We start from the raw sequence: 24,045 nt of genomic DNA, 5'->3' as shown, positions 1-24,045 counted from the left end.
AGGCATAAAAGATGCAATATTGTTAACGACATGCAATGTGAAGATTACTGACAGGTAAAACCACAGCTAACCAAAGGTTATCTGTGAGAAATCAAGCAGTAGATACAGGCAAAAAACAGAATTAAGGTGCCGGATTACCATGACTAAAGCGTTTACTTTTACTCTTAAGAGCATTGTTTTTGATGAGAATTACAACCCATCAGGGAATACGCGCATCACAACCAATTTTGCTAACCTGGCCCGCGGCGAGAAGCGTCAGGAGAACCTGCGTAACGCTTTGATCATGATTGATAACCGCTTCAACTCTCTGGCGAACTGGGACAACCCAACCTCCGACCGCTACGGCGTTGAACTTGAAATTATTTCCGTTGAACTGGATGTCGAAGGCAAGGGCAACACCTTCCCGGCGATTGAGATCTTAAAAACCCACGTGCTGGATAAGAAAACCGGCCAGCGCATCGAAGGCATCGTCGGGAACAACTTCTCTTCCTACGTTCGCGACTACGATTTCAGCGTTCTGCTGCCAGAGTACAACCAGGATCGTGAAAAATTCACCATTCCGGAAAACTACGGCGACCTGCACGGGAACTTGTTCAGACACTTTGTTGACTCAGACACCTACAAAGAAAACTTCAACAAAGCGCCGGTGATTTGCCTGAGCGTATCCAGCAAAAACGTTTACCGCCAGACCGGGAACCGCCATCCGGTGCTCGGCATCGAATATGAGCAAGATTCATCTTCCCTGACCGATCTCTATTTCAACAAAATGGGGCTGAAGGCTCGCTACTTCATGCCGCCAAACAGCGTGGCACCGTTTGCCTTCTACCACACGGGCGACCTGGTGAATGACTACTCGAACCTCGAGCTTATCAGCACCATCAGTACCATGGAGACGTTCCAGAAGATCTATCGCCCGGAGATTTACAACGCGAATTCTCCGGCCGGGCTGTGCTTCCAGCCAAGCCTGAACCACCAGGATCATTCATTTACTCAAATTGTTTACGATCGTGAAGAACGCAGCCGTTTGGCCATCGAACAAGGGAAGTTTACTGAAGAGCACTTCATCAAACCGTACCAAACAATTTTAGAGCAGTGGTCTGCCAACTACCCTCTTTGAGACACCAAATACAAGGTTATTCGACATGAAAAGATTATTGCCTACGTCCACTGCCGGCAGCCTGCCAAAACCATCCTGGCTGGCCCAGCCTGAAACGCTGTGGTCGCCGTGGAAACTGCAGGATCAGGAACTGATTGAGGGTAAACAGGACGCCCTGCGCCTGGCGCTGCACGAACAACAGCTGGCCGATATCGACATCGTCAGCGACGGCGAACAGACTCGTCAGCACTTCGTGACCACCTTTATCGAACACCTGGACGGCGTGGATTTCGAGAAACGCGAAACCGTGCGCATCCGTAACCGCTACGACGCCAGCGTCCCGACCGTGGTCGGCGCCGTGGCTCGTCAAAAACCGGTGTTTGTGGAAGATGCCAAGTTCCTGCGCAAACAGACCGATCGACCAATCAAATGGGCGCTACCTGGCCCAATGACCATGATCGACACGCTGTATGACAACCACTACAAAAGCCGCGAAAAACTGGCCTGGGAATTCGCCAAAATCCTGAACCAGGAAGCGAAAGAGCTGGAAGCCGCCGGCGTGGACATCATTCAGTTCGATGAGCCAGCGTTCAACGTGTTCTTCGACGAAGTTAACGAATGGGGCATCGCCACGCTGGAGCGCGCCATCGAAGGGCTGAAGTGCGAAACCGCCGTGCATATCTGCTACGGCTACGGCATCAAAGCTAACACCGACTGGAAGAAAACGCTGGGCTCCGAATGGCGCCAGTACGAAGAAGCATTTCCAAAACTGCAGACCTCAAACATCGACATCATTTCGCTGGAGTGCCATAACTCCCATGTACCGATGGATCTGCTCGAGCTGATTCGCGGCAAGAAAGTGATGGTGGGCGCCATCGACGTGGCCAACCACGCCATTGAAACCCCGGAAGAAGTCGCCAACACGCTACGCAAAGCGCTGCAGTTCGTTGATGCCGAAAATCTCTACCCTTCCACCAACTGCGGTATGGCTCCGCTGCCGCGCCATGTGGCCAGAGGCAAACTGCACGCATTAAGCGCCGGGGCCGAGATCGTGCGTAGAGAAATTCTGGGTAAATAACCAGAAATTTATCTAGCCAGCCTGGCGATTGAGAGATCGCCAGGTTTTTTTATTCCGTTTGATAGCTTCTACTCTGACAGATTAAAACGAGCAACCTCCCGGGTTATGCATTCGTACGTCTGCCCATTTATTAATGGCCCACAGACCCGCTGTTTCTTACATAAGGCACTTATGATGAGCATCATTTACGTTGTTGTTCTGACTTATATAAAACCATTAGAAGAAGTTGACGCTCAAATTCCTGCTCATGTTGAGTGGCTGAAGAAAGGTTACGCAGAGGGAGTATTTCTTGCATCAGGCAGGCGAATTCCCCGTAATGGCGGCGTTATTCTTGCTAAATGTGACAGCATTGAGTCTCTGGAAGCCCGCCTTAGCCAGGATCCATTCCAGAAACTCAACATTGCTAAAGCTGAAATTCTGCCCTTTGAAGCCACAATGAAAACGCAGTTACTGGACGCTGTTTTTTAAGTTGAGCCCGAATCAGCATTCCAGCGATACCGAACATAATTGCGCATAACGTTTGATAACGACCAATATTGTCAGGTTGTGGTCATTGATTTTTTACCCGCGTCAGCAGTAGCATCCTGGTATTCAACATTCGAGAAGTTATAAGATGCTAAAAAAAAGAGACTTTATCCGAGCCTGGTACTCAGGTGCTACGATATTTACTTGTTTTACTCTGGGAAACGAGATTGGCAATCGTTTCTTTTATGGTTCAAAGATTCCCTGGTTGATCAGCATCATCATCGCTTTCGTTATCTGTGGTTCGGCACGCTCCTATTTTTCGTCGAAAAACTAATTTCAAATCAGGGCAAGTTAAATATGTCTCGTGATTTCGGTGTTTATTTACATACGCACAACCTACCGACGCCTGAAGAGTGGAAAGAAGAGATATTACAGCAAGGGTTTCCCTGTGAACTTGACAGCGATATCGCCTTACTAACGTTCAGTGGATTCCTTCCCTGTTCAGTAAACGGCGTAATTTCTGGCTTCGAATATTACGCCAGCGACAGGGATAACGAATGACTCAATGAAAACTATCGAAACGCTGAGAGCTGAGCTTCTGGCTATTGGCAAGCAACTCGGGGGCGGCGTCAGGCCAAACCATTACTTTATTATTCCTGATAAGCCTGACTATTTCGCGACACCCTACCTTGAGATTCATGACCAGGAATATCATTTTGTGGTAAACGAGCGAGGTATGGAGACCACACGAAAGGTAACGCCAAGTGATGAGGAAATTCTTTATTGGTTTACTCGTTGCGGCGTCAATGCGTTAGCTTCAAGTTACGCTGCTACACACGCCTCGCCTGATGAAGATTTCAGGACGGCGTATTTTAGAAAGCGGTTTTACTTGATGCTTTCAATAAAAACAGCGTGGGCAACCAGAGAGAAAAATGAAATCAAATCTCATCTTCACGTATAACCCCTGGAATAGTCATTATTCACCTTAATGGTATTACGCTATAGGCTACTTCCGGCCAGGGGCCGACAAACCTTCCGAGGCCGGGCTCTTGTGCAACGTACATCCGCAACACTTGATTGAAAGATCGCCAGTTTTTTGCATCACCCTGTTCTTCGCTTAGCCCTTTACACGACACAGATGGCATTATTTTTCCAATGGCGGACACGCTCAAATTTTAAGTGCAGCCACGATTGCGGCTTCCATTTTCTCCGGGGTCGTGAACGGTGCAAAACGCTTCAGCGGTTTTCCGTCCCGGCCAATCAGGAACTTTGTGAAGTTCCACTTGATGCGGCCCCCCAGCACGCCTGGCAACTCATTTTTCAGATAACGAAACACGGGATGCGCGGCGGTTCCGTTGACTTCGATTTTTGCGAACATCGGGAAGCTCACGCCGTAGTTAATATGGCAGGTCCGCGCGATGTCATCGGCGTCACCAGGTTCCTGCTTGCCAAACTGGTTACAGGGGAAACCAAGCACCACCAGCCCTTGCTCGGCGTATTTCTTATAGAGAGCCTCAAGGCCTGCGTACTGCGGCGTAAAGCCACACTGGCTGGCGGTATTCACCACCAGCACCAGCTTACCGGCGTAATCGGACAGGGTAATCTGCTGGCCAGTCAGACTGGTGGCCGTCAGTTGATGAAATGGATTCATGTTGGAGTCCTTAGCGCTCGCTTATGTGATGCTTTCAATAAAAACAGTGTGGGCAACCAGAGAGCAAAATAAAATCTCTATTAGCGGAATGTCCCTGTTTGCGGATTAATTTCGTCCAGTAGCCAGCACTCAAAATCGATTAATGCAGATTCGTTGATTCCCGTTTCCACCGGTTTCACTAAACAGAATTTTTTACTCAACGAGTCTGATTCCGGCCAGGGGGCGACCAGTCTTCCGCTATCGAGTTCTTGTGCAACGTACATGCGTGGTACCAGGGCAACACCTTGCCCAGCCAGTGCGGCAGCAATGGCCATTTCATGAAGATCGTACCGGGCCCCCTGCGCCAGATTATCAAGGCTTATTCCCGTTGCACGGGCATAGTGATGCCATGCATCCGGGTTCAGGCGTCTGTGAATTCTTGGTAAATCCTTCAACTGCCCCTTTCCCTCATGATCTGTTAACAACCCCGGGTGGCATACGGGAACCAGTTTTTCCTCAAAGAGAAATTGCACGCGCATCCCGGCCCATGCGGCATGTTCAAAATGCACTACGGCATCAAAACCGCTTCCGCTCAAAACGAAAGGATCGGTTCTGGCGGCAATATTTAACGTGATGTCCGGATGTAAAGCAGCAAAACGGCTCAGCCGGGGGATAAGCCACCGGCTCGAAAATGTCGGTGGCGCGGCAATATCCAGACTCCTGCTGTCCCTCGGCATACCCATGATGTACTGAGTATCTCTTTCAATTCGCTTAAGCGTTTCGCGAACATGGGAGGCATATCGCGTACCGACAGGGTTGAGTTTCACGCGGCTCCCTGTCCGGTCAAACAGTCGACAACCCAGTAACGATTCGAGGCGTGCAATCTGGCGACTAATGGCCCCTTCCGTCAGCGAAAGTTCCTCGGCTGCCCGGGCAAAATTACCGTGCCGGGCCGCCGCCTCAAAAGCCTGCAGGGATGTACTGCTGGGAATTTTTCTACGCATACGCCTCCAGGCAGACAATCAACAATCAGTGACTAAATATCACCGATCGATGAAATATTATCGATTCATTCGCGGAAGTATAACCAGTAGCATGACAAAAAATCATCAAGCCGATTTACTGATTTATGCCTGCGGTGATTAGTCGATGCCATGTCTCTGGAAGTGAGCAAGCGTCGAATGATTTTGCCCCACCGCCGTCAGGCATAAAAACCGGGTCTGTCTCCTGAACTCCTCCTGAGGTCTTTATGAATTATTCATCTTTTCCGTCCTGCCAGATTGGCGATTTTCTGGTTACCGCCTTAAGTGATGGCTCCATGCCCGCCAGCCTGGATTTACTCTCTGGCATCGACATCGCTGAAGCAGAAGCCATCCAGCAGAGCGCAGGCCTGGCCGAGCCCGGCAATATTCAAATTAACGCTTACCTGATCCGCGGGCAGGGACTCACCCTGCTGGTGGATACAGGTACGGGGGGACGGAATAACGTTGGCGGGCAATTGAGAACAAATCTTGCCGCTCTGGGTGTCGGTCCAGATGACGTGGACATGGTTTTGTTGAGTCACTGTCATCCTGACCATATTGGCGGCCTGCTGGATGCAGAAGGAAACCCTGTCTATAGACAGGCGGAACTTCATTTGCACCCTCTGGAAGCAGAGTACTGGCTGAATGATGAAAAACAAAGAGGCGCCAATGAGCGGGGCAAACTTAACTTCAGGCTGGCACGTCAAACATTAGAGGCCTATGCACAGAACCTGCATTTTTTTAGCCAGCGTGAAATCACGGCGGGTATCCTCCCGGTTTGGTTACCGGGTCACACGCCGGGCCACACTGGCTTTCGCATTGATGCGGACGATAAAAGCTTACTCATATGGGGGGACATCGTTCATTACCCCCACATTCAATCTGCGCAGCCCAGCGCCTGTATTCTCTTCGACGTTGATCCGGTGCAAGCCGAACAAACGCGGAAAAACCTGCTGAAACAAGCCGCAAGGGAAAAACTGCTTATTGCAGGTATGCATCTGGACCGGACCGGCTTTGCTACCCTTGGCATGGTTGATGATGGGGATGCTATTTCCTATGCCCTTGCGCCAATAGCATGAGCATATTCCCCCCAGGGCCTACCCGCCAGCCGCAGCTTAAGCAGTTCGATAAACTTTTGCGCCCTGGGGCTTCGTTCCGCCTGCGGAGTGCCGCTCAGCGCCACGATGTCGGCATCTGGCAGCGTGTATTCCGGCAGTAGTCTCAACAGTTCGCCACTGTGGATTTGCGGCAGCACATCCCATTCGGAGCGCATAATGATCCCCCTGCCCGTCAGCGCCCACTCTTTTACCACGCGTCCTTCGTTGCTCGATAATTTGGGCGAGATCCGCTGCGGGCAGTCCCCTTTTGGGCCGGAAAAACGCCACAGCGTCACATCTTCGCTGTTTTCCCGCAGCGCAATGCAGTCGTGCTCCACAAGCTGTTCCGGTGTTAGCGGCGTGCCCTTTCGGTTCAGATATTCCGGCGAAGCACAGATAAAGCGTTGGTTGGGCGCAAGCTTGATGCAGTGCATGCTCGAGTCGCGCAACTCGCCGATGAAAACAACCAAATCCCACTTGTGTAGCGTGGCCCAATGCGGGTCGTCGGAAAGCGTCAGCTCCACTTCGAGGTTTTCATGCTGGGCGGCGTATTCCCCCAGCAACGGCGCAATATAATCGTTGCCAAACCCCAGCGGGGCCAGCACGCGCAGCTTGCCCCTGACCTGCTGCCGCCTGTCATCCAGGGCAGATTGCAGACCCGCCAGTTCGGTGAGAATCTTCTCCGCCCGGCTCAGCAGCAGCGAGCCTTCATCGGTCAGCGAAACCTGCCGCGAAGGCCGCAAAATAAGATCAACACCAAGTTTTTGTTCCAGCCCGCGCAGCCGCTGCGTAACGGAGGGCGGCGTGACGTTCATCGCCCTTGCGGCAGCGGCCAGCGTGCTATGGGTGGCAATAGTGCGGAAAAAAGCCAGATCGTCGCTGTTTATCATTAAGTAAAACCTAATTGTTCATTGCTTTTATATTAATTTATACCTAATTAGCTGAATGGCAACATGGCCTCTCACCCAACAGGAGACCCGCTATGTCCGCCGAATGGCTCACCACCCGTGATACCCCCTTTTTGCTGATCGAGAAAAGCAAATACCTGCGCAACATTGAGCGCCTTTACTCGCGCATTCATGCCCTGGGCAGCGAGGTTCGGCCCCACCTGAAAACGCTGCGCTCCATTGAGGCCGCCCGCTACCTGCTGAAGCAAAGCGATTCCCCGGCTACGGTTTCCACGCTCGCCGAGGCAGAAGCCTTTGCCGCCGCGGGATACACCAATCTGCTTTATGCCGTCGGCATTGCGCCTCACAAACTTTCCCGCGTGGCGGCGCTGATGGCTAAAGGCGTGAACCTGCACATTCTTCTCGACAGCGAACCGCAGGCCGCCGCCGTGGCCGAATACAGCCGGGCGCACAATCTGGCGTTTTCGGTTTTTATTGAAGTGGATTGCGACGGCCATCGGGGCGGTTTGCCGCCGCACAGCGATGAACTTTTGACCCTGGCCCGCCTCATTGAGGCAAGCAGCTCCACGCTGACCGGCCTGCTGGCTCACGCCGGGGAATCCTATAGCTGTCGCACGGACGAAGCTATTCTCGCGGCTGCCAGAGCCGAATGTACCGCGATTAAAGCTGCCGGAAATCGCCTGCGTGCGCAGGGCTATACTTGCCCCGTACTAAGCGTAGGTGCCACGCCGACAGCCCATTTTGCGGACGATCTCACCGGCATCAACGAAGTCAGAGCCGGGGTGTTTACCACCTTCGACCTGGTGATGAAAAACGTCGGCGTCTGCCGCCTGGAGGATATTGCGCTTAGCGTCGTCGCCACGGTAATCGGCCACAACAGGGAGAAAGGCTGGGTATTTATTGATGCCGGGTGGATGGCGCTCTCCCGCGACAGGGGCACGGCGGCGCAAAGTCAGGACTACGGCTACGGCCAGGTGTGCAGCCTGGACGGTAATCCCTTAGAAAAGCTGCTGGTCACCACGACCAACCAGGAGCACGGCATCATTATCTTGCCGGAAGCGTCAGCCTTTGCCGTCGATGATTTCCCCGTCGGCAGCCGGGTGCGTATTCTGCCCAACCACGCCTGCGCCACCGCCGCCATGCATCATCACTATCAGGTTCTGAGCGAAGATGGCGAGGGGCACGAAGTCTGGCAGCGGATCGTCGGCTGGTAACCTGCCTCTATTTCTTCGCCTGTTCCGTGGAAAGGTACAGCTCCAGCAGCGCCTGCGCTTCGGCGAGCACCGCTTTACGCTCTGCGTCATTCTGCAGATTGGCCGCCGCCGCACCTTTGAGCATTTGCAGGATAACAATGGTCATCAGGCTGGCACGCTCGGCGGATAAACTCGGGATAACAACCTGAAGGGCGGTGGAGAATCCGCCGCGCATGGCGTCCCTGAACTGGAGCCGGGCCGCTTCATGTTCGCCCCGCTCTTCCACCAGCCTCAGGGCAAAGGTTCGCTGTGACTGCAGCGAAAGCACAAAGCGGGTGAACAGATCCGCTGCGGTGGGAATATCCACCCCGGTGACGCTTGCCTCCAGCACTTCCAGCCTGTCGATCACTTCGCGGGTGTATTCCAGCAGCAGCGCGTCGGCCAGCGATTCTTTGTTGGGGAAAAACCGATACAGCGAGCCGATGGCCGTGCCGGAGCTGGCAGCGATCTCGGTCATGGTCACGGCATCAAAGCCCTTCTCGGCGAAGAGTTGGGTGGCCGCTTCGGTTATCGCCGCCACGCGAAGATGGCCGCGCAGGCGTTTAGGCTGGTTTGCCGCTAAGGGCGCTGGTTTCGTCATAAAATATTTCGTATCAATCCGCTAACATTTATTCGCATAACGCCCATTGAGATATGCGAGGGCATCCTCTAGAATCTGAGTTATGCGAGGACACCCTCTCATAACTTAACTCTCCCAGAGTTTAAGCCACGACTCCGGCGCGAGCCAGCTTAAACCGAATTTTCTTCCGCGCTGCGGGCGGCTATACAACGATGAAGAAACAAGATCCTGCCACACCTAAAAGTTACCGCCTGCTGTCACCGCAGCGCATGCAGTGGAGCACGCTGATTATTGCTACCGCGCTTTTTGGCGGGCTGCTTACCTGGCTGAATATTCCCGCCGCCCTGCTGCTGGGGCCGATGGCAGCCGGGATTGTTATCTCCCTCAACGGTGCAAAAATTCAGCCCAACGGCACGCTGTTCCTCATCGCCCAGGGCGTCATCGGCTGTATGATTGCCAGCAAAATGCCCCGCAGCCTCGCCGGCACCTTCGGCTCTCACTGGCTGCTGTTTATTGTCTGCGTCTTTTCGGTGATTTTTATTTGTATGCTGCTCGGCTGGATAATGACCCGCATGCGTATCCTGCCCGGGACCACCGCGCTCTGGGGGTTAAGCCCCGGCGCCGCCACCGCCATGACGCTGATGGCCGAAGCCAACGGCGCTGACACACAGCTTGTGGCCGCCATGCAATATCTGCGGGTGATTATGGTGGCAAGCGTCGCTTCGGTGCTTATGAAGGTCTCCGGCGAGCATGTCCCGGCCACATCGGCGGCGATCGATCTTTTTGCACACGGCTCTTACCTCGCGATGGCCGAAACCTTTGGGCTTATCGCTTTCGGCTGCATTGCGGCCAAACTTCTGCGTCTGCCTGCCGGCGCGCTGTTGATCACGCTGGTCGCTGGCGTAGTGCTCTCGCAAAACAACTGGATAGAGATCGCGCTACCGCAGTGGGTGCTGGTGCTGGCGTACACCATTGTCGGCTGGCGCATTGGGCTGAAATTTACTCGCCCGCTGTTAAAACACGCCGCCCAGGTCCTGCCGCGTATTGCGGTCAGTATTGTGATTTTGATTGCCCTTTGCGGGGTGATGGCGGCATTTTTGGTGGTCGTGGCCGATATCGACCCGCTCACCGCTTATCTGGCCATGAGCCCCGGCGGCGCGGATTCTGTGGCGATTATCGCCGCCTCCAGCAAGCACATCGACATCGCCTTTGTGATGTCGATGCAGATGACCCGCTTTATTATTCTGGTCGCCTTCGGGCCGATAATCGGCAACATCATGAAGCGGCAGGCGAAGAGGTGAATCATTTTCAAAACGAGAGCAGCGCCCGGGCATTGTAAACCAGGCCAAACAGCGCCACGGCAAGCAGAAACAGCGCTGAGATACGGTCGAGCCATTTACCGTGGCGCTCGGGCACCCAGCGCTGCACGGTGAGGATATAAAGCGCAAGGATCGCAAAATCCAGCGCAATCCACACCAGGGAGAGCGTGAGAATGCTGGCGCTAAAATCCTGGGTAACCGCCATAAACTGAGGGAAAAAAGAGACAAAAAACAGAATGTCTTTCGGGTTAGAGACGCCTACCACAAAGCCTTTTAAGAGTCCTCCCCCGTCGCTTATTGCCGTTTTTTCATCGCCTCCTTCATGCCTGCTTTGCAGGCTGACGATTGCTCCCCAGCCAATAAACACCGAGCCCGCCAGACCCAACAAAGACAAGTGCAGCGGCGAGAGAGAAACAATGCCCGCCAGCACCATAGCCGCAAAGGCAATCAGCACCAGCGAAGCGCTGTTGGTGCCGATAACGGTCAGAAACGCTTTTCTGCTGCCGTGTCGCGCCGCCGTGCCGGTCACCAGAGCAACAACCGGGCCGGGGGTCAGGATCAACATAAAGACAGCGAGCGTGTAGGCACCGAGCAGGGGAATATTCATAGTGTTAAATTCTCACAATCGTTTTTATTGTGATGCATTAAACGCTCTACTCCAGGCGTTGAAAAACGGAAAAAACTGCGATTCAATGTGAGTAATACTCACAATAGAGGCGCTCTGTTATGACGCTCCCCCCGCTGTATGCGCTGCGTGCATTTGAGGTTGCCGCCCGGTCAGGTTCGTTCAGCCAGGCCGCCGCGCAGCTAAACGTCACGCCCGGCGCAGTCAGCAGACATATCCGCACACTTGAAGCCTGGTTCGAATGCGAGCTGTTTCACCGTAATGGTCCCAAAGTAGAGATTACCGCCGCCGGTAACGCGCTGGCGATGCAGCTCTCGGAGGGCTTTCATCGGTTGGATCAGGCCTGCCATGCATTTCGCAGCGGCAACCGTAAACTGCGATTGAAATCGCCGTCGACGCTGACCATGCGCTGGCTGCTGGATGTGCTGAGCACCTTCCGGCAGCAGAACGCTACGCCGGAAATAGAAATGACCAGCGTGTGGATGGACACCGATAGCGTGGACTTTACGCGCGAGCCGTATGACTGCGCCATTCTGCTGGGTGACGGTCGGTTTGGTGCAGGGACGGAAGCCCGCCTATTGTTCGACGAATGGCTGGTGCCGATCTGCGCCCCGGCTCAGGTTGAACAGGCCCGCATGGACATGTCTCGCTGCGAGCTGATTCATCCCTCTCCGGATCGCCGTGACTGGCGAAGATGGCTAAAGCGCACCGGAAAATTCAACGAACTTAATATTGCGCGCGGCACGGTATTCGACACGCTGGAACAGGGCATTCGGGCGGCCATCAGCGGCCACGGCATTTCAATCGGTGATGCGTTGTTATGCCAGGCGGCAATCCAGAGTGGCCAGCTCGCGCTGCCGTTTGCCGAAGCGATTGCCAGCGGAGATGGCTACTGGCTTGTCTGGCCGAAGCACTCGGCGCGTTTAGCCCATATCACGCTGCTGGGCGATGCCTTAAAAGAAGCAGCACCTCAGCAATTGCCCGACACCTTGACGCTGCTACGCTAAAAGCTTCTGGCAAATAGGCTCCAGACCCCCATCTGATGGAAGTCTACACAGCCCCCTCCTCAGGAAAATCCGCCTTGCGCTCTGCACGATTATTTTTAAGCTCGATAATCTGCCCAATCTGGTCGTGATACACCGTTAACTGGTTATAGCGGCTCATCTCGGAAACCAGCTGCGTCGACAGGTTAAAGCTGCGGGCCAGATCGCCAGGCAGAAACGGTTTGTGTTCATCGCGGTACCGGTCGCTGTATCTGCGCAGGCTGTACTGATACCAGAGGATCAGCAGCCAGCCGTTGATGGCGGCAATCGCAAGGTACAGCAGCACGGAATTGAGCGACTGCGCGACGATTTCCCCGCGCTGGTCGGGCAATAACATCAGCTGCAGCAGCAGGTTTTTCCACACAAAATACAGAAACCCTGCCCAGGCAATGGCGGTTAGCAGGCCGTCGAAAAGCCTCGGCCCCAGTCGGTCTTCGGTTAATATCAGCGTATTGGTCTGCATCATATTCTTCCTTTTCCACGGTCAGGACTTACCCAGCGCGCGCGGGCGCGGCGGCGTTTAAGCATCACTTTCGGGAACGACACCAGGGTGGTAAACAGGCCTATCATCCAGTACATCAGCGGGAACCAGACGATCCAGAACAGCGATCCGGCAATCCGCTTTTCATAGCGCCGCTCAATGAACAGGCTGACGAGGAACTGCATCAGGCACATCACGCCCAGCAGCAGCCCGGTAAACTCAGGCGGAAACAGCGTTGCAACCACCAGGTTGGCCGGCAGTGTGGTCAGGTGGCTGGCGATAAACAGCAGGATGGTTATCGCATAGGCAAAGGCCCACACCGTCGAGAGTACGTACTCCATAAACAGCGGCCACATCCGGCGGTGTTCCCAGCGGAACAGGCGACGCAGGTTAACCAGGAACACCTCCGCCCCGCCCTGCGCCCAACGCAGACGCTGCTTCCACAGCCCTTTGAGGGTCTCCGGCATCAGGATCCAGCACAGCGCGCGCGGCTCAAAATAGAGCGTCCAGTGATGCAGCTGCAGTTTCCAGCTGATATCAATGTCCTCGGTGATCATGTCCGGGCTCCAGTAGCCGACATCTGCCAGCGCCTGGCGGCGAAAAGCGGCGATCACGCCGGAAACGGTAAAGACCCGGCCATAAATACGCTGGGTACGTTTAATCAGCCCGATTATCGAAGAAAACTCGCCGACCTGGATCCGGCCAATCAAATTCGTGCGGGTGCGGATCCGCGGGTTTCCGGTCACCGCGCCCACGTTAGGGTGGCGAATCAACGGCATCACAAGGTAAGCCGCAGTGTCCCGCTCCAGTAAGGCATCTCCGTCGATACACACCAGTAAATCCCCGCGCGCGGCGGCGGCCCCGGCTTTTAGCGCTACGGCTTTCCCCTGATTCGCCGCCAGATGAATCACTCGTAATTTTGGGTATTCCACCGCAAGCTGGGTCAGGATCTCGGCGGTGTTATCCCGAGAGCCGTCATTGATGGCGATAACCTCAATGTTGGTGTAGCGCTGGCTCAGCGCGGCTTCGATCGTTTCCCGGGCATTTTTGCCTTCGTTAAAGCACGGGATCAGAATAGAAATCAGCGGATTGCCTTCCAGCTGTGGCGGCGGGACGTCTTCACCCCACGGCCAGTGGCGTTCCAGCCGGTACCAGAAATAGAGCCCGCCGGTCATCCACAGCACCGACATAAACAGTGGCCAGAAGAACACAAAGTCCAGCAGAATTTTCCCGGTAAATACCGCCGCCATACCGAGCGGCAGCCCAAAGACCAGGCCCAGAATCAGTAAGGAGAGAAGACGATCAGTCATTGTTTGGATACCAGTAAGAGGAAATTTCAGGTCTGATATGTGAAATATCAGGCTGGTTATTGATGAAGTCGTCCGGGTAATAGCCGTAATGTTTCACCCCGTTCAGCTGTAGCAGCTGCATCCACTCCACCAGCTGTTTGTCCGCGATGCCTTTCTGCGTTTTGTGGTTCCAGTCGCGCGCCTGAAGCTCAAAAATGGTTTTATTCAATCCCGAAGGCTTCGCCGCCACGGCTTTGATCAGTCGTTCCAGCCAGCTATTGCTCTCTTCCAGCGGCACGGACTCCATCAGCGGCATCGCCATCGGCACCGTCCAGTCGTAAGCGGCCAGGAAATCGTCAATGTTCTGCGCGAACCACGCCTCGCTCTCTGGCTCCAGAATCGGTAGCGCAAAGATGTTTCGGGCGGTTTTTATCTGCGGGCCACGAATATTCCGCACCGCGTCGGTCAGCGTGCGGGTGAACTCAATCAGCGTCTGGCTTTTAAAGCGCGTCCAGCTTCGCAGTTCGGCAGGGTTTTGATGTATGTCGCCGATGCTGCCCTGGAACCCCGCCTGCCGGTAGGCGATCATGGCGTCCGGCCCGGCATCTTCAAAATCCGTGAGCAGCGCGTCGTCGTGGAAAAGAATGCCGTCAAACACCGCATGTCGGGCGAGATCTTCGTAGATGTCGACTATCTGGTGGCGAACCTGTCGGTTCCACGGGGAAAGCCGCAGATAAGGGCTGGTGGCCCGCTGCGTCTTCCCACTGGCGGCGTCCCAGCGTTGCACCCTGGGCAGCGTGGCGTTCAGATCAAAAGAAAGCACCGGCAGCCAGGCAAACACTTTGGCATCGCCTCTGGTGCGTAGCTGCCAGGCGACGAAGTTAAACAGATCGGCGCGCATCGGCAGCCAGCGGTTGGGGAAATAGAGCGACTTGATATTGCCGTCGCCGAGCGGGTCTGAGAACGCCTGCAAAAAGACATGGCTGATTTTCATGTCATACACCCGCTGCACCAGCGCATCGATATTCTTCGCCTGCTGCACCGGGTTCGGGTCGTAGACATAGTCGAGATCCACATGCATAACGCGCACCGGATCCGGCTCCCGGACGCGGCTCACCATGCTGGCGAACGCTTTGAGCGTTGGATTGCCGGAAATCAGCACTCGTGGAATGTTGTCCAGGTCGCGGGCGTCAGCGAGGCCATCATTAAGCGTGAACGCCATCTGGTAACCCTGCTTTTTGAGCACGCTGAGTGAGGTGCCGTTAGCCGCGCCATAAGGCCAGACCCAGGCACGAGGCACCTTCCCGCTCACCTGCTCAATTTTTTGGCTGATTTGGCGCGCATCGTCGCCAATACGCCGGGTGAACTGCTCGTCACTTTCGTACTGGCGGGTGGCTTTATCCCAAGCCCGGTTGGCGACCGCAGGTTCACGGCTACCCTGGGGATTCGCCTGAATGCCGTAATGTGACGCCCAGGTATGTGAGCCGATCTCAACCAGAGGCGACTGGCTAAGTTCACGTACCATATCCCAGGTGGCAAACTTATCGCGGGCGGTCATCAGCCCGCCAAAATCGACGTTCTTCCCTGCCGGGGTATCGACCCAACTGCCGACAGGGGCCCAGAGCGCAGGGACATTATAAGCCTTGAGCAGCGGCCACACGCGGGTGTAAAAGCTGCTGTAACCATCATCAAAAGTGAGTAAAAACGCCTTTGACGGCAACGGTGTGCCTCCCCGATGGGCGTCCAAAACCGCCTGCACGCTGACCGCGTGATAGCCGTTTTGCAACAGCCAGCTGATTTGCTCGTTCAGCGCGCTGGTGCGCACCGCCAGATAACGCTGATCGGGGTCACTGTCTTCGACATCATGGTAGGCCAACACCAAAAAATGGTTCTTAGGCCAGGGTTTATTGGCTTCAAGCTCTGGCCGTTCTTTTGGCGGTAGAAAATGAATTTCCTGCGCGTACAAGCCAGAAAAGGTCAATAACCAGCCAAAAACGATCAGGCCGAGGCGAAAACTGTTGGTCAGCATGTTTGTCCTTAAAATCGTAAATTCGCATCAAAAGCGACGGCGAAATGCGTTTCCCGCTTGCCGTCCCAGGGCCGTTTTTCCCAGTTCAGCATGGCCCCGGTGTCGAGGACGTTGTTCCACTGGATACGCTGGCCATATCCCAGGGTTGTCATCGCTCCCGCCCCGTAATTTTTTTGCCGGTAAATGCCCGCCCCGGCGCTGATCTGCTGGCTCCAGACGGTGTCATAGCGCTGGTACATCACGTGATTAACGGCGAGCGTCGGCGCGGCGGATAAATCCCATTTCGGGCTGTAATACACCGTGTCTGTCTGGCTGTTGGTGCTGTAAGTCACGCCGGGCTGCAGGTCGAGCGTGATCCGTGGCGTTTGCCACAGCCGCTCTTTGCCCTGGAAGGTATATTCCCGACGATGGTTATGGTCTGAAAACCAGCTGGTCGTGGTCGCGAGCTGATATTCACGCCGTTCGTTTTGGTGCCAGCGCACCCACAGGTTGGCCTGATTCGAACTTACCCCGTTGCGCAAAGCTCTCAGCGGCGTTGCCCGTGCCAGGCGTTCCACTTCGCCTCCTACTCGCCAGCTGTCGCTGAAGCTGTGCCAGGCCGAAACGCGCCCGCCTGGCTTATTGCCGCCGTTGAAGTTGTTGTTCGCCAGTTCAAGCTCGACCCAGCTATTGCGCGGCCGCCATTCAACGCCCCCGAACACGCTGCGGCTGAAGCCCTTACCTTCTTCAAAACGCCCGCTGTTAAAACGGTTACCGCCAAACAGCCGCCAGTTGTCGGCCACGGGTGGGCCGTAAATCGCCATATCCCAGCTAAAGTCGTGTGCGCCGCTGACGGGCGTATCAGAATGGATCCCCTGCTGACCGTTAATGCGCAGTTCGGACATTTGGTGAATCTCACGCGTTCGCTTCAAGCGCTGAGAACCGATATCCAGCGGGGCACGCAGCATCACGTCGTCCGTCAACAAATCCATTTGCCGCCACTCGTGGAGATCCTGCGCGACATAGGCCTGCTGTCGCTCAAGCTCGAGGTTGGACGGCTCAAGCACTTCCGCCTTTTTAAGCTCTCGTTCAGCCGCCTGCGGCAGCCCGCGCGCCTGCAAAACCCTGGCATAATCGATACGCAATCCCTGATTCCCCGGCGCAGTACTCGCCAGACGCTGGGATAGCGCTTGAGCTTCCGGGAGTGCATTGGTCGATACGAGGTACTGCAGGGAGAGCGTTTTTGCTTCCAGCCAGCGATCGTTCGGGACGGGGTTCGGGAAGCCCGGCACGTAGCGGCGGTAAGGCGTTACCTGGGCAAGATTTTGCAGATAGCGTCCGGCGGAGCCGTACTGGCCGCTGTCCAACAAGGCATAAAACATCGCCTGCTCGTTCTTGTTCGTCGCGCCGCTGAACAGCTGCGGCGTTAGCGCCTGCGCGTTTTCTACCTGCTTTTCTGCCAGGTAAGAAGCAATCACCCAACGTAAAGCCCAGGGCGGGACATGCACATATTCTGAGGCCAGGGCTTCATATTCCTGAATGACCTTTGGGTAATAATTGTGGGCATAGAGCGCGCCAAGCCGGTCTATCCGCGCCCGCGTGACGTCCTGCTGAGCCTGCGGATCGCGACGCCATTGGGCGAACAAGGCGTCGTAACGATCCAACGCCCGCTGCGCGACGGTAAAGCGCGCTTTTTCCTCTCCCGGAGAGATTTCGGCCATACGCACCATTTCAGCCAACGCGTTAAGTTCCAGACTTCTGCGCTCATTTGCCGGAAGTTCCGCTTCGTTGGCTAACGCCAGCGCCGTGGTATTCACCCGGTTCACGGTCAGGCTGGCTATCAGGTTTTGCAGAGCGATTTTATCTTCCGGGGCAAGTGCAAGGGCTCGCGTGTCGCTTAGCAGCTGATCCCAGGTTTTTCCCTGCCGCAGATAGACATAAGAGAGCGTCTGTAAATGTGCGAGGTCAGGCTTTTCCTTGACCAGACGCAGCGCCTCTTCCCTCGCCTGCCAGCGCTTTTGGCCGTCGGCCAGGGTTTTAATTTGCCCCATGCGATAATCATCATTGCCGGGTGAAAGCCTAAGCGCTTCTTCCCAGAGAGAAAGTGACTCCGTCCAGCGATGAAGATTACGCAGGGATTGTGCAGCGGCGGCGACGCCACGAGCCGGGATAGCAGTGCGCTCCTGATAACGCTGCCACACGCTGACTACCTCATCATCACGCCCTGCCCAGGAGGTGACCTGCAGCCAGTCTGCAACCTGTTCCGGGTTAAGTGCTTTTTGCTGTGCCTCATGTTTTAAGGCATCAAGCAGGGGTTGATAATCTCCGTTTCGCGCCTGTAATACCTGGCTGTCATAGCGCGATATTGCCCCCATCCCTTGCGCTGGGAGCAATCCCGGCATGATTAAAAATAACGAAAGCTTCACGCCACGATAAAAGAATAACTTAGTGATACTCAGCCTCTGTTCCATAAATATCTATTATTCCATTATGAATGAGCATGGTTTATCCGCCGCATTTGAATACCTGACACTGGCATTAGCGGATAAAATTCACACGGTAAAAAAACCATTGAGACCTGGGGCATTTATTTTCACAGACATATCTGTCCTGATGTTTTCCCTGCACCAGTCATTAGGAACAAACTCAAAATAACATTGATTACACATTAGGCCAGATAGCAGGAATGATAAGTCACCATGAATAATTTTGTGAACACACTCTGGCGGCCCAAGCCATGCTTTTAAGAATACTCTGCACCTGCCTTTCAATGAATGATTTGCCATACAAAACAAAGCACTCAACATATTGATTTATAGACACAATAAATCAAATAAAAAATATAAAAATGTTATAGATGATGTTTTTAACGATATTGCCAGGTGAAATTCAATGTATTAATCAGGAGATTTCCTGGCAAAAAATCCTAATTTAAAAACCAGTCCCTTCCCTCGTATTTCTTTTTATTTATAATTTTTATCACCAGGGATGAAAAAGGATACATTCACGACATCAGCACTTTACCAAACAATAAGTAAAAATACCGCCTAACTTACCTGAAGGTAAGTTAGCTCATTTTTCATGAAATAGAGAGAAGCGCCGCGCACATGGTTTCCATGATCAGGCATTTGGATTCGAGCAATATTAAAGGGATACGCTGCGGTGGATGCGACAATTTTGATCACACAAGATCGCTATCTTTATCAGGGAATAAAAAACTATTTTCCCGACGTCATTCTTCTGCACTCAGTGGGCAGGAGGAGTTTCAGCTACGGCTACAAAGAGTACGCTATCCTGGTGGATAGCCGGTTACCGCTGGCGCAGTGGGAAAATATTATCACCAGCGCAGAGAAGGCTGAGGCACCGGTGCGCTGCATCGTGCTGGATATGCGCCATACGGAACTTTTTCCGCTCAGGCAAAAGTGGAGCTTTGATATGTCGATGCCGCATCGGGAGGTTGAAGCGCTGTTCTGGGTGCTGCAAAAAGTGAAACTCGACCGTCAGGCCGGGGAATGGTTTTATGCCATGCGACTGACTCAGGAGGAGCGGCTGATGATGGCATGGCTCAGGAGGGGCCTGCCCATGGAAATCGTGGCGGAAAAAATCAACATATCACTAAAAAGTCTCTATCGCAGGCGGAATGAGCTTTACGAAAGATTGGGCCTGGCTAACTTTAACGAGGCCTGCCTGCTTATTTATACCGACGAAGAAAACAACTACCCGTAATTCAGGCGGCGGTGACGTCAGGATGGCCGCCGCCCGCCGGACTCAGGATTGCTGCAGCGGCAGCGTGGTCATGCAGGTTTGGCTGTCATCAAAGGTGGCGAAAGCAGAGTGCGCGGAGCGGCCCTGATAGCTGACGCTTACCGTCCCTTCGGTATTGCGCGGCAGCCACACGCCGATGAAGCCGTTCTGTTGGCTGGTCAGCGTTTTGTTCAGGAGGACTTTGCCAGCTTTGTCAGTAATTTTGACGTCGAAAGCCGTATTGGCCAGCTCGCCCTGGCAGCCGGAAAGACTGTGATTGAAGCAGGGATGCGTTTGCTGCAGATATGGCGCAAACGACAGATAGAACTTATCCCCCAGCGGATAGCTAAACTTCTGCTGCCCGTCCGAAAGTACCAGCGCACGGCTGGTGATCCCGGCGCTGTAGCCCAGTGGGCGAGCCTGCGGAGACTGGTCGATTGCCTCCACCATCTGCTCAACGGTTTTTCCCGCCAGCCCATGTTTGGCCAGAAAAGCATTGGCTTCAGGCGTTGCTGCCAGTGCTGCGCCGCTGAACGTTAGCGCCAGTAACGCCGTCATGATACGTGTTTTCATTCTGTTTCCTTTTCCAGAGTAAGGTTTAACAACCACTGACGCGGACGTTACACCTTCCCCCAGGGGGAAGGTCAAAGGCCTGACGGTAAAGAAAGGTAAGACCCTGTATTTAGAGAACTTTAATTGATTTTTATCAAATTTCCCCAGCGTTCCCGACGGAGGAGAATCGCGCTGACGCTTTATGGCTGATGAAGCGTATTGATTGCCCCATGACTTCAGCTGTTGGTTCTCCATGTGGGATCTAAATCACAATTTTCAGTGAGTTAGCGACAAGCTAAAACCGCTTAGCCTGTCCCACAACCGCTTAGCCCTGAATACGACCACTCGGCCACTCTTTTCCCTCTCTTGCTGCAAAAATCGTCACGCTATAGCTGGCCTATTTTTATGCCCTTCTTTTACAACAACCAGGTTCAGCGAAACGGCAATCAGGCATGGCGCCGGGGCTGACAAACGGATGAATTATGAATAAAAATAAATTTCTCAAACATATACCCTGGGTGATTCTGGGTATCATCGGGGCCTGCTGTCTGGCCGTCGTCGCCCTGCGACGGGGGGAACACATCAGCGCTCTGTGGATCGTCGTCGCCTCGGTGTCGGTCTATCTGGTGGCTTACCGCTATTACAGCCTATACATCGCCCAGAAGGTGATGAAGCTGGATCCTACGCGGGCCACACCTGCCGTCATCAATAACGACGGCCTGAACTACGTCCCAACCAACCGTAACGTTCTGTTTGGCCACCACTTCGCGGCAATCGCCGGGGCCGGGCCTCTCGTCGGTCCGGTGCTGGCGGCGCAAATGGGCTATTTGCCTGGCGTACTCTGGCTGCTGGCGGGTGTTGTACTGGCCGGGGCGGTGCAGGACTTTATGGTGCTGTTTATCTCCTCGCGCCGGAACGGGGCTTCCCTTGGCGAGATGATCAAAGAAGAGATGGGCCCGGTGCCGGGCACCATTGCCCTGTTCGGCTGCTTCCTGATCATGATTATTATCCTGGCCGTGCTGGCCCTGATTGTGGTGAAAGCGCTGGCGGAAAGCCCGTGGGGCGTCTTTACCGTTTGCTCGACGGTGCCGATTGCCCTGTTTATGGGCATTTATATGCGCTTTATTCGGCCAGGCCGGGTCGGTGAAGTGTCCGTGATCGGGATTGTGCTGCTGGTCGCTTCGATTTACTTCGGCGGGGTTATTGCCCACGACCCTTACTGGGGCCCGGCGCTGACCTTTAAAGACACCACTATTACCTTTACGCTTATCGGCTATGCCTTTGTTTCTGCCCTGCTGCCGGTCTGGCTGATCCTTGCCCCACGCGACTACCTGGCGACCTTCCTGAAAATCGGCGTTATCGTCGGCCTGGCGATTGGTATCGTTATCCTCAACCCAGAGCTGAAAATGCCGGCGATTACGCAGTACGTGGATGGTACCGGTCCGCTGTGGAAAGGCGCCCTGTTCCCGTTCCTGTTTATCACCATTGCCTGTGGGGCAGTGTCCGGTTTTCACGCACTTATCGCGTCCGGTACCACGCCAAAACTGCTGGCTTGTGAAACCGATGCTCGCTTTATCGGCTACGGCGCAATGCTGATGGAGTCATTTGTGGCCGTTATGGCCCTGGTGGCGGCGTCCATCATTGAACCGGGTCTGTACTTTGCGATGAACACGCCACCGGCGGGTCTGGGCTTTACCATGCCAAACCTGCACGAGCTGGGCGGTGAAAACGCCCCGATGATTATGGCGCAGCTGAAAGAAGTGACCGCCCACGCGGCCGCCACCGTCAGTTCCTGGGGCTTTGTGATTTCTCCTGAGCAGATCCTGCAAACGGCGAAAGATATCGGTGAGCCTTCCGTACTCAACCGCGCAGGCGGTGCTCCTACGCTTGCCGTGGGTATTGCGCACGTGTTCCACAAAATTGTGCCGGTCGCCGACATGGGCTTCTGGTATCACTTCGGGATCCTGTTTGAGGCACTGTTTATTCTTACCGCGCTGGATGCCGGGACCCGTTCTGGCCGCTTTATGCTGCAGGATCTGCTGGGTAACTTTATCCCGTTCCTGAAGAAAACCGACTCGCTGGTGGCCGGTATCATCGGTACCGCAGGCTGCGTTGGGCTTTGGGGCTACCTGCTGTATCAGGGCGTGGTCGATCCGCTGGGCGGCGTGAAAAGCCTGTGGCCGCTGTTCGGTATCTCCAACCAGATGCTGGCGGCAGTAGCATTAGTGCTGGCCACCGTGGTGCTGGTGAAGATGAAACGTACCCAGTACATTTGGGTCACCGTGGTACCTGCGGTCTGGCTGCTGATCTGCACCACCTGGGCGCTGGGCCTGAAACTGTTCAGCAGCAACCCGCAGATGGAAGGCTTCTTCTTCATGGCCAACCAGTATAAGGCGCGTATCGCCGCCGGTGGGGCGGATCTGACGGCACAAGACATCGCCAACATGAACCACATCGTCGTCAATAACTACACCAACGCAGGCCTGAGTATTCTGTTCCTGGTGGTGGTTTACAGCATCATTTTCTATGGCATTAAGGCCTGGAAAGAGGCGCGTAAATCCGACCAGCCGACGGACAAAGAAACGTCTTACCAGCCGGTGCCGAAGGAAGGCATTAAGATTTCTTCCGGCCACTGATCGCTTCATATTACAGCCCCGCATTAGCGGGGCTTAAATCACTAAAGGAGCGACGAATGTTTGATAACTTAGGCGTTGCAAAAAAATACCTCGGCCAGGCGGCGAGAATGCTCGTTGGCATCCCGGACTACGACACCTACGTGCTGCACATGCAGACAAACCACCCGGACCAGCCGCCCATGACCTACAAAGAATTCTTCCGGGAACGTCAGCAGGCGCGCTACGGCGGAGACGGTAAAGGCGGCATGCGCTGCTGTTAACAGGAAAAACGCGATGACACCGATTGCAGTAACCGTATTAACCGGCTTTTTGGGCGCAGGGAAAACCACCCTGTTACGCCATATCCTGCATACCCAGCAGGACGAGAAAATCGCCGTGATTGAAAATGAATTTGGCGAAACGCCTATCGACAGCCAGCTGATTGGTGACCGCGCCACCCGCATCACAACCCTGAGCAACGGCTGCATCTGCTGCACGCGCTCAAGCGAGCTGGAAGATGCGCTTCTGGATCTGCTTGAGAGCCGGGACAAAGGTGAAATTCACTTCGACAGGCTCATCGTCGAATGCACGGGCATGGCCGACCCGGGCCCTATCCTGCAGGCCTTTTTCGCCCATGAGATCATTTGCGAGCGCTACCTGCTGGACGGCGTAATCACCCTGGTTGACGCGGTACATGCTGACTCCCAGCTGGATCAATTCCCACTCGCCCAGTCACAAATCGGTTATGCCGATCGTATTTTACTGACCAAAACCGATGTGGCCGGTGAATCTGCTGCATTGCTTGAACGCCTGCAGCGCATCAACGCGCGCGCGCCGGTTTACCCTATCCTGCATGGCAATATCGATCTTGCGCTGCTGTTTAACACCCGCGGCTTTATGCTGGAAGAAAACGTCGTGGCGACAAAACCTCGCTTCCACCGCATTGCCCCGCAGCAAAATGAAGTCTCATCCATTGTGGTGACGCTGGACTACCCCGTGGCGCTGTCCGCCGTGTCTTCCGTGATGGAGAACCTGCTTTCCGGCTTCGCCAACAACCTGCTCCGCTACAAAGGGATGCTGTGGATTGAAGACCAGCCCTGCCGCCTGCTGTTCCAGGGCGTGCAGCGCCTATACAGCGCCGACTGGGATCGCGAATGGCAGCCTGATGAAACGCCGGAGAGCACGATGGTGTTTATCGGCGTCTCGCTCCCTGAGGCCGAGATCCGCGACGCCTTTGCAGGATTAAAACAAACCGCATAAC

At 54.6% G+C, this 24,045-nt stretch carries 22 protein-coding genes; 12 read left to right on the top strand and 10 right to left on the bottom strand.

Features of this window, described 5'->3' with window-relative positions:
- The first annotated feature begins 139 nt into the window (after positions 1-139).
- From LH86_RS14560 to LH86_RS14545, 4 genes are all read left to right on the top strand, one after another.
- Positions 140-1,117, top strand: coding sequence for a DUF1852 domain-containing protein (locus tag LH86_RS14560; protein ID WP_039302671.1), 978 nt, complete (start codon positions 140-142; stop codon positions 1,115-1,117).
- A 25-nt stretch (positions 1,118-1,142) separates the two neighbouring features.
- Entirely contained in the window at positions 1,143-2,174 is a 1,032-nt protein-coding gene (locus LH86_RS14555) for a methionine synthase (protein ID WP_008459294.1), read from the top strand.
- Positions 2,175-2,348: 174 nt separating this feature from the next.
- Positions 2,349-2,642: a YciI family protein gene (locus LH86_RS14550; protein ID WP_039292827.1), complete on the top strand. Its 294-nt coding sequence runs from the start codon at positions 2,349-2,351 to the stop codon at positions 2,640-2,642.
- 562 nt (positions 2,643-3,204) lie between these two features.
- Entirely contained in the window at positions 3,205-3,600 is a 396-nt protein-coding gene (locus LH86_RS14545) for an Imm63 family immunity protein (protein ID WP_039302669.1), read from the top strand.
- A 207-nt stretch (positions 3,601-3,807) separates the two neighbouring features.
- Here LH86_RS14545 and LH86_RS14540 read toward each other — a convergent pair whose 3' ends face one another.
- Together LH86_RS14540 and LH86_RS14535 are read right to left on the bottom strand one after the other, a co-directional pair.
- Positions 3,808-4,290, bottom strand: a complete 483-nt coding sequence (locus LH86_RS14540) for a glutathione peroxidase (protein ID WP_039302666.1) — start codon at positions 4,288-4,290, stop codon at positions 3,808-3,810.
- A gap of 80 nt (positions 4,291-4,370) precedes the next feature.
- On the bottom strand, positions 4,371-5,273 hold the full coding sequence (locus tag LH86_RS14535; protein WP_039302662.1) for a LysR substrate-binding domain-containing protein: 903 nt from the start codon (positions 5,271-5,273) through the stop codon (positions 4,371-4,373).
- A gap of 245 nt (positions 5,274-5,518) precedes the next feature.
- On the opposite strand from LH86_RS14535, the gene LH86_RS14530 reads away from it, so the two are divergent.
- Positions 5,519-6,370 carry an MBL fold metallo-hydrolase gene (locus LH86_RS14530; RefSeq protein WP_039302659.1) on the top strand — a complete coding sequence of 284 codons (852 nt, stop codon included), beginning with the start codon at positions 5,519-5,521 and terminating at the stop codon, positions 6,368-6,370.
- On the opposite strand, the gene LH86_RS14525 is transcribed toward LH86_RS14530, so the two are convergent.
- Positions 6,346-7,278 (bottom strand): LysR family transcriptional regulator, encoded by a 933-nt coding sequence (locus LH86_RS14525; RefSeq protein ID WP_039302656.1) that lies wholly within the window; start codon positions 7,276-7,278, stop codon positions 6,346-6,348. The genes LH86_RS14530 and LH86_RS14525 overlap by 25 nt on opposite strands.
- A gap of 92 nt (positions 7,279-7,370) precedes the next feature.
- Here LH86_RS14525 and LH86_RS14520 point away from each other — a divergent pair, with 92 nt between their 5' ends.
- Complete coding sequence (locus LH86_RS14520; protein WP_039302654.1) at positions 7,371-8,510, top strand: DSD1 family PLP-dependent enzyme; 1,140 nt, start codon at positions 7,371-7,373, stop codon at positions 8,508-8,510.
- Positions 8,511-8,517: 7 nt separating this feature from the next.
- Here LH86_RS14520 and LH86_RS14515 read toward each other — a convergent pair whose 3' ends face one another.
- Complete coding sequence (locus tag LH86_RS14515; protein ID WP_039302651.1) at positions 8,518-9,129, bottom strand: TetR/AcrR family transcriptional regulator; 612 nt, start codon at positions 9,127-9,129, stop codon at positions 8,518-8,520.
- 191 nt (positions 9,130-9,320) lie between these two features.
- On the opposite strand from LH86_RS14515, the gene LH86_RS14510 reads away from it, so the two are divergent.
- A complete protein-coding gene (locus LH86_RS14510; RefSeq protein WP_052045590.1) occupies positions 9,321-10,409 on the top strand; it encodes an AbrB family transcriptional regulator in 1,089 nt (362 codons plus the stop codon).
- A 7-nt stretch (positions 10,410-10,416) separates the two neighbouring features.
- Here the strand turns inward: LH86_RS14510 and LH86_RS14505 are convergent, their stop codons facing one another.
- The gene (locus tag LH86_RS14505; protein WP_039302649.1) at positions 10,417-11,034 is read right to left on the bottom strand and encodes a LysE family translocator; all 618 of its coding nucleotides are present in this window, start codon (positions 11,032-11,034) and stop codon (positions 10,417-10,419) included.
- A gap of 119 nt (positions 11,035-11,153) precedes the next feature.
- Between LH86_RS14505 and LH86_RS14500 the strand changes: the two genes are divergently transcribed.
- Positions 11,154-12,059, top strand: a complete 906-nt coding sequence (locus tag LH86_RS14500) for a LysR substrate-binding domain-containing protein (RefSeq protein WP_039302646.1) — start codon at positions 11,154-11,156, stop codon at positions 12,057-12,059.
- A gap of 43 nt (positions 12,060-12,102) precedes the next feature.
- On the opposite strand, the gene pgaD is transcribed toward LH86_RS14500, so the two are convergent.
- The 4 genes from pgaD to pgaA are packed head-to-tail and all read right to left on the bottom strand — an operon-like array spanning position 12,103 to position 18,344.
- Complete coding sequence (gene pgaD, locus LH86_RS14495; RefSeq protein ID WP_039302643.1) at positions 12,103-12,558, bottom strand: poly-beta-1,6-N-acetyl-D-glucosamine biosynthesis protein PgaD; 456 nt, start codon at positions 12,556-12,558, stop codon at positions 12,103-12,105.
- Positions 12,558-13,886, bottom strand: a complete 1,329-nt coding sequence (gene pgaC, locus LH86_RS14490; protein ID WP_039302640.1) for a poly-beta-1,6-N-acetyl-D-glucosamine synthase — start codon at positions 13,884-13,886, stop codon at positions 12,558-12,560. The genes pgaD and pgaC overlap by 1 nt, the downstream gene beginning before the upstream one ends.
- Positions 13,879-15,894 carry a poly-beta-1,6-N-acetyl-D-glucosamine N-deacetylase PgaB gene (gene pgaB / locus LH86_RS14485; protein ID WP_039302637.1) on the bottom strand — a complete coding sequence of 672 codons (2,016 nt, stop codon included), beginning with the start codon at positions 15,892-15,894 and terminating at the stop codon, positions 13,879-13,881. The genes pgaC and pgaB overlap by 8 nt, the downstream gene beginning before the upstream one ends.
- Before the next feature lie 8 nt (positions 15,895-15,902).
- A complete protein-coding gene (pgaA, locus tag LH86_RS14480; RefSeq protein WP_039302634.1) occupies positions 15,903-18,344 on the bottom strand; it encodes a poly-beta-1,6 N-acetyl-D-glucosamine export porin PgaA in 2,442 nt (813 codons plus the stop codon).
- Between the two features lie 706 nt (positions 18,345-19,050).
- Between pgaA and LH86_RS14475 the strand changes: the two genes are divergently transcribed.
- On the top strand, positions 19,051-19,599 hold the full coding sequence (locus LH86_RS14475; RefSeq protein ID WP_231562694.1) for a helix-turn-helix transcriptional regulator: 549 nt from the start codon (positions 19,051-19,053) through the stop codon (positions 19,597-19,599).
- A 42-nt stretch (positions 19,600-19,641) separates the two neighbouring features.
- On the opposite strand, the gene cueP is transcribed toward LH86_RS14475, so the two are convergent.
- A complete protein-coding gene (cueP, locus tag LH86_RS14470; RefSeq protein ID WP_039302629.1) occupies positions 19,642-20,190 on the bottom strand; it encodes a copper-binding periplasmic metallochaperone CueP in 549 nt (182 codons plus the stop codon).
- A 461-nt stretch (positions 20,191-20,651) separates the two neighbouring features.
- Between cueP and LH86_RS14465 the strand changes: the two genes are divergently transcribed.
- From LH86_RS14465 to yjiA, 3 genes are read left to right on the top strand one after another with little or no spacing between them, the layout of a single operon-like run.
- Complete coding sequence (locus LH86_RS14465; protein ID WP_039302626.1) at positions 20,652-22,805, top strand: carbon starvation CstA family protein; 2,154 nt, start codon at positions 20,652-20,654, stop codon at positions 22,803-22,805.
- A 56-nt stretch (positions 22,806-22,861) separates the two neighbouring features.
- Positions 22,862-23,065, top strand: a complete 204-nt coding sequence (locus LH86_RS14460) for a YbdD/YjiX family protein (protein ID WP_039302623.1) — start codon at positions 22,862-22,864, stop codon at positions 23,063-23,065.
- Between the two features lie 13 nt (positions 23,066-23,078).
- On the top strand, positions 23,079-24,044 hold the full coding sequence (yjiA, locus tag LH86_RS14455; protein WP_039302620.1) for a GTPase: 966 nt from the start codon (positions 23,079-23,081) through the stop codon (positions 24,042-24,044).
- Position 24,045: the final 1 nt, after the last annotated feature.

The sequence above is a fragment of the Cedecea neteri genome (assembly GCF_000758325.1).
Classification (GTDB): domain Bacteria; phylum Pseudomonadota; class Gammaproteobacteria; order Enterobacterales; family Enterobacteriaceae; genus Cedecea; species Cedecea neteri_B.
This window is presented reverse-complemented; position numbering and strand designations above follow the sequence as displayed.

Coding starts and splice junctions, on each gene's coding strand:
- pgaD (WP_039302643.1), bottom strand. CDS start 12,558: ATGCAGACCAATACGCTGATATTAACCGAAGACCGACTGGGGCCGAGG.
- LH86_RS14505 (WP_039302649.1), bottom strand. CDS start 11,034: ATGAATATTCCCCTGCTCGGTGCCTACACGCTCGCTGTCTTTATGTTG.
- LH86_RS14535 (WP_039302662.1), bottom strand. CDS start 5,273: ATGCGTAGAAAAATTCCCAGCAGTACATCCCTGCAGGCTTTTGAGGCG.
- LH86_RS14460 (WP_039302623.1), top strand. CDS start 22,862: ATGTTTGATAACTTAGGCGTTGCAAAAAAATACCTCGGCCAGGCGGCG.
- LH86_RS14550 (WP_039292827.1), top strand. CDS start 2,349: ATGAGCATCATTTACGTTGTTGTTCTGACTTATATAAAACCATTAGAA.
- LH86_RS14515 (WP_039302651.1), bottom strand. CDS start 9,129: ATGACGAAACCAGCGCCCTTAGCGGCAAACCAGCCTAAACGCCTGCGC.
- LH86_RS14520 (WP_039302654.1), top strand. CDS start 7,371: ATGTCCGCCGAATGGCTCACCACCCGTGATACCCCCTTTTTGCTGATC.
- LH86_RS14555 (WP_008459294.1), top strand. CDS start 1,143: ATGAAAAGATTATTGCCTACGTCCACTGCCGGCAGCCTGCCAAAACCA.
- LH86_RS14540 (WP_039302666.1), bottom strand. CDS start 4,290: ATGAATCCATTTCATCAACTGACGGCCACCAGTCTGACTGGCCAGCAG.
- pgaB (WP_039302637.1), bottom strand. CDS start 15,894: ATGCTGACCAACAGTTTTCGCCTCGGCCTGATCGTTTTTGGCTGGTTA.
- LH86_RS14530 (WP_039302659.1), top strand. CDS start 5,519: ATGAATTATTCATCTTTTCCGTCCTGCCAGATTGGCGATTTTCTGGTT.
- yjiA (WP_039302620.1), top strand. CDS start 23,079: ATGACACCGATTGCAGTAACCGTATTAACCGGCTTTTTGGGCGCAGGG.
- LH86_RS14560 (WP_039302671.1), top strand. CDS start 140: ATGACTAAAGCGTTTACTTTTACTCTTAAGAGCATTGTTTTTGATGAG.
- LH86_RS14510 (WP_052045590.1), top strand. CDS start 9,321: ATGAAGAAACAAGATCCTGCCACACCTAAAAGTTACCGCCTGCTGTCA.
- pgaA (WP_039302634.1), bottom strand. CDS start 18,344: ATGGAACAGAGGCTGAGTATCACTAAGTTATTCTTTTATCGTGGCGTG.
- cueP (WP_039302629.1), bottom strand. CDS start 20,190: ATGAAAACACGTATCATGACGGCGTTACTGGCGCTAACGTTCAGCGGC.
- LH86_RS14525 (WP_039302656.1), bottom strand. CDS start 7,278: ATGATAAACAGCGACGATCTGGCTTTTTTCCGCACTATTGCCACCCAT.
- LH86_RS14500 (WP_039302646.1), top strand. CDS start 11,154: ATGACGCTCCCCCCGCTGTATGCGCTGCGTGCATTTGAGGTTGCCGCC.
- pgaC (WP_039302640.1), bottom strand. CDS start 13,886: ATGACTGATCGTCTTCTCTCCTTACTGATTCTGGGCCTGGTCTTTGGG.
- LH86_RS14465 (WP_039302626.1), top strand. CDS start 20,652: ATGAATAAAAATAAATTTCTCAAACATATACCCTGGGTGATTCTGGGT.
- LH86_RS14545 (WP_039302669.1), top strand. CDS start 3,205: ATGAAAACTATCGAAACGCTGAGAGCTGAGCTTCTGGCTATTGGCAAG.